3 protein-coding genes and 1 pseudogene are annotated in these 4,397 nt (G+C 45.3%); 1 reads left to right on the top strand and 3 read right to left on the bottom strand.

Annotation, left to right across the window (positions count from 1 at the left end):
* Nucleotides 1-227: pseudogene (locus DBY97_RS11320) on the top strand (type VI secretion system contractile sheath large subunit); the annotation flags it as partial.
* 52 nt (nucleotides 228-279) lie between these two features.
* On the opposite strand, the gene DBY97_RS11315 reads toward DBY97_RS11320, so the two are convergent.
* From DBY97_RS11315 to uvrB, 3 genes are all read right to left on the bottom strand, one after another.
* Nucleotides 280-543 carry a PAAR domain-containing protein gene (locus tag DBY97_RS11315; protein WP_049332348.1) on the bottom strand — a complete coding sequence of 88 codons (264 nt, stop codon included), beginning with the start codon at nucleotides 541-543 and terminating at the stop codon, nucleotides 280-282.
* A 48-nt stretch (nucleotides 544-591) separates the two neighbouring features.
* On the bottom strand, nucleotides 592-1,737 hold the full coding sequence (locus DBY97_RS11310) for a hypothetical protein (protein ID WP_107858385.1): 1,146 nt from the start codon (nucleotides 1,735-1,737) through the stop codon (nucleotides 592-594).
* 346 nt (nucleotides 1,738-2,083) lie between these two features.
* The gene (gene uvrB / locus DBY97_RS11305; protein ID WP_107858384.1) at nucleotides 2,084-4,111 is read right to left on the bottom strand and encodes an excinuclease ABC subunit UvrB; all 2,028 of its coding nucleotides are present in this window, start codon (nucleotides 4,109-4,111) and stop codon (nucleotides 2,084-2,086) included.
* Nucleotides 4,112-4,397 lie beyond the last annotated feature (286 nt).

Here is a 4,397-nt window from a genome sequence, read left to right as displayed (position 1 = left end):
AGTTGGAACTGAATAATTGGATCAATACCCTGGTAACGGAAATGACCGACCCGAGCGACGAGCTGCAGGCAACACATCCGTTAAGGGAGGCAAAAGTATTGGTGGAAGATATCGAGGACAACCCGGGCTTCTTCAAAGTCCGCCTGTTTGCCCGCCCGCACTTCCAAATCGAAGGCTTGGATGTCAACTTGTCATTGGTATCTCAAATGCCTAAAGAGAAGAAATAAGCAATTTGGCAAACTTGAAAAATCCTCTTTCCAAAAAGGAAAGAGGATTTTTTTAATCACTCCCAACGCTGGGCAGACTACTAATCAGAGCACATCCGCATGCAGTCTTGCAACCATCAACAGCAACTGCTTTACCTTCAAACATCATATACTGACTGCCTTCAATAATCGGATTGTCGCCATGACCGGTTATAGGGCAACTAACCAAATCGCCAACTAGTGCCGCAGGTTTTCCTTCAATAGTCATTTGGGAAGATGCTTGAATGACCATACCACCATGCGTAGTAGAATCACCCAATCTAATAATACCCTTCATTTTTACATTCCTTTGCCGTCAAAATTCCTATAAACCAGATTGTAGATCTCAAACATTACCATAAGCCTGAATCAAACGCCCCATATAAAAACCATTATCCGTATTCCAACCAAATAACTGATTTTTCTGCTCAGTATTTTCAACAGCCAGACCTAACATGAGCAATTGATTTTCCGAAGCAAGAGGTCCCATAAAAAGCCCAGGATTATGTCTTAAAACACTATTTCTGTCGTAATGCCAGTCCCCTCCTGCTGCCTTAATACCATCCATATATTGCTGGATTTCCTCATGTGAGGAAGCAAACCATACTGCATCAACTGCTTCACCATGTAATCCATAATCCACATATTTTTTCAATAACTGTGGTTGTTTTCCATCATCCAGCGTAATAGGTCGTTGTACCCATGCACGAATTGGTAGATTATTCTGTTTAGCCAAATGCAGAGAGGAAAAAACTATCCAGGTTACTGTTTCAGTAAATTCTAAATCATCTACATCTGGATTTAACCAAGCTGACAAAACAGCATGGATACCTTCCGGTTCGGATTTCTCAAACCAATTATCGATAAATCCACTCATATCCTGTAGAGGCATTATGGCCAGATCCAAATTTTCTATACCAATAGTTTCCGACATATTGATTAGTTTATTTTGCCAGGCTTCATAAATATCGTTGTCAGGAGTATGGATATGTACGGTCAATTTTTTTGAAAACTCAGCCAAAGATCTCATTCTTTCTTCTAATTGCCACACCGTTGTTTCATGACACAATGGTCGTTCAAAGTTATCTTCTTCATCAATAAAAGCAATACAATCAAATCTCTCATTACCTTTAGTTTCAGCAATTACATCATTCAGTGCAATTTCAGACGGCAGAGCTACATAAGCGTCTATTACAGCAACCCTCTTACCAGCCCACTCTGTCCACTTTCTACGAATATTGTCTTTTTCTTTCTGCCATGCCTCCATAGCGGCATAACGATGGACTGAAGAAATATAGCGGTAAGAAAGTACTGCAAACCATATAACAGGAAAGACCAACGAATAAATTGCATACTTTTTCAGCAATAAAATCCATAGCAATGAACAGCAACATGCAAATGCCAAAGTAGCGGCCCACATCCATGGTTTTCCCCACTTATTTTTGACTTCTGGAACTAATGTTGCGGGAACTTCAGGAATATTCCATTGCATTTTAAATAGCCTTATACTCAAAAAATCAATTATATATAAAAATAACCATATTGGTTAAATATTAGCACATAGATTCTTAATATTATCTATGTAACTATCTAACCATTTATTAATTAACGTTTAATATAGAACTATACATGCTCTTCTAAAAAATTGTCATCCTATATACAAGTCCATTTAACCATGGACTTAACTATATGCAATATATCAAAATTATTCTAAGCTTCAAAAGCTTCTAAGTAAAAAGCTTAACCAGCTATTTAATAAATAAAATACAACATTTAAATCTGAAAATTTTATCCTCAACCTAAAAAATACTTATCTGCTAAGACAGATTCTCCTAAATTTATTCCGATCCAAACAATAAGTTCTCTTTAATATTCCTAATTTTATCGCGTAACACAGCCGCTTCTTCAAACTGCAAATCCCTAGCCGCCTGTTGCATGGCTTTTTCCAGTTTGGCAATTTCTTTAATTGCGTCTTCTTCGTTGTGGATTTCCCCGACTTTGACTTTGTTTTTGCCTTTCAGACGACCTTTGCCGTTGTCTTCTTCGTGGTACACGCCATCAATGATGTCTTTGACCTGTTTTTTAATCTGTTGCGGTACGATGCCGTGTTCTTCGTTAAATTTAATCTGTTTTTCGCGGCGGCGTTCGGTTTCGTCGATGGCAGCTTTCATGGAGTCGGTAATTTTGTCGGCGTACAGGATGGCGACGCCGTTCACGTTGCGCGCAGCGCGGCCTATGGTTTGAATCAGGCTGCGGTGCGAGCGCAGAAAGCCTTCTTTGTCGGCGTCGAGGATGGCGACGAGGGAGACTTCGGGGATGTCGAGGCCTTCGCGTAAGAGGTTGATGCCGACGAGTACGTCAAACAGGCCGAGCCGTAAATCTCTAATAATTTCAACGCGCTCTACGGTGTCGATGTCGCTGTGCAGGTAGCGTACTTTGATGCCGAGTTCGCTGTAATAGTCGGTGAGTTGCTCCGCCATGCGTTTGGTGAGGGTGGTAACGAGCACACGTTCGCCTTTTTGGATGCGGTCGTTGATTTCGCTCATTAAATCGTCAACTTGGGTGGCGACGGGGCGGATGATGATTTGGGGGTCGACCAGCCCGGTGGGGCGGACGACTTGTTCGACTACTTGTCCGGCGTGTTCTTCTTCGTATTTGGCGGGGGTAGCGGAAACGAAGACTGTTTGTGGCATAACTTTTTCAAATTCGTGGAATTTGAGCGGGCGGTTGTCGCGTGCGGAAGGCAGGCGGAAGCCGTAATCCACGAGGTTTTGCTTACGCGATGCGTCGCCTTTATACATGCCGCCGATTTGGGTAACGGTAACGTGGCTTTCGTCGATGAACATGATGGCGTTGTCAGGCAGGTAGTCCATCAGCGTGGGCGGCGGTTCGCCTTCTTTTTTGCCGGAGAAGTGGCGGGAGTAGTTTTCGATACCTTTGCAGAAACCCATTTCGTAGAGCATTTCGAGGTCGAAGCGGGTGCGCTGTTCGATGCGTTGTTGCTCGACGGGGCGTTGTTCGCAAGCGAAAAATTCGATGCGTTCGCGCAGCTCTTCTTTGATGGACTCGCAGGCGCGCAATACGGTGTCGCGCGGGGTAACGTAGTGGCTGGACGGGAAGACGGTGTAGCGGCCGACGCGCTGGTGCAGGCTGCCTGAAAGCGGGTCGAACATATCGAGGCGGTCGATTTCGTCATCGAACAGGCTGATGCGCAAGGCGTTTTCGGAGCTTTCGGCGGGGTACACGTCAATCACGTCGCCGCGCACGCGGAAGCTGCCGCGTTTGAAGTCCAAATCGCCGCGTTCGTACTGCATTGAAACGAGCGTGGCGATGATGTCGCGCTGCTCAATGGTGTCGCCTTCTTTGACGGACAACACCATTTGTTGATACTCGGTCGGGTCACCGATACCGTAAATGGCGGACACGGTGGCAACGATAATCACGTCGTCGCGCGTCATCAGGTTTTTGGTGGCAGAAAGGCGCATCTGCTCGATGTGCTCGTTGATCGCGCTGTCTTTTTCTATGAACAAATCACGGCTGGGTACATAGGCTTCGGGTTGGTAATAGTCGTAGTAGGAGACGAAATATTCCACCGCATTTTCGGGGAAAAACTCGCGCATTTCGGCATAGAGTTGGGCGGCAAGGGTTTTATTGTGCGCCATGATGATGGCGGGACGGCCGCTTTGGGCGATGACGTTCGCCATGGTGTAGGTTTTGCCCGAACCGGTTACGCCGAGCAGGGTTTGATAAGCAAGGCCGTCTGAAAGTCCTTCGAGCAAGCCAGCAATGGCAGTGGGCTGGTCACCGGCAGGAGGAAATGGCTGATGAAGTTTAAACGGAGAATTGGGATATTGAATGACTTCCATAAGACGGCCTGTTTTATGCTCAGGTAAAGAGAGGATTATAACAAAGGGCCGTCTGAAAATTGATAGTGTGCCAATCTGATAAGACTAAATATTTCTTCTCCTTCCTTAGCTAACTGAGGTTGGTTGTGTTAACTGGACAATTAAACTACCCTCTCCCAGGACGTGCCTGTGCACGTCCTTTTTTCTTTATCCGCCTCCTCCCTTTCGATCAGATTTCTACCCCATAAAAGGCTTACACTCCGCATCATTGCCCCTAAATATCTCCTCACCATCCGTACAGCTGCCC

The organism is Neisseria subflava (assembly GCF_003044645.1).
Classification (GTDB): Bacteria; Pseudomonadota; Gammaproteobacteria; order Burkholderiales; family Neisseriaceae; genus Neisseria; species Neisseria subflava_B.
Note: the sequence above shows the minus strand (reverse complement) of the source record. Positions and strands in the feature narration are given on the sequence as shown.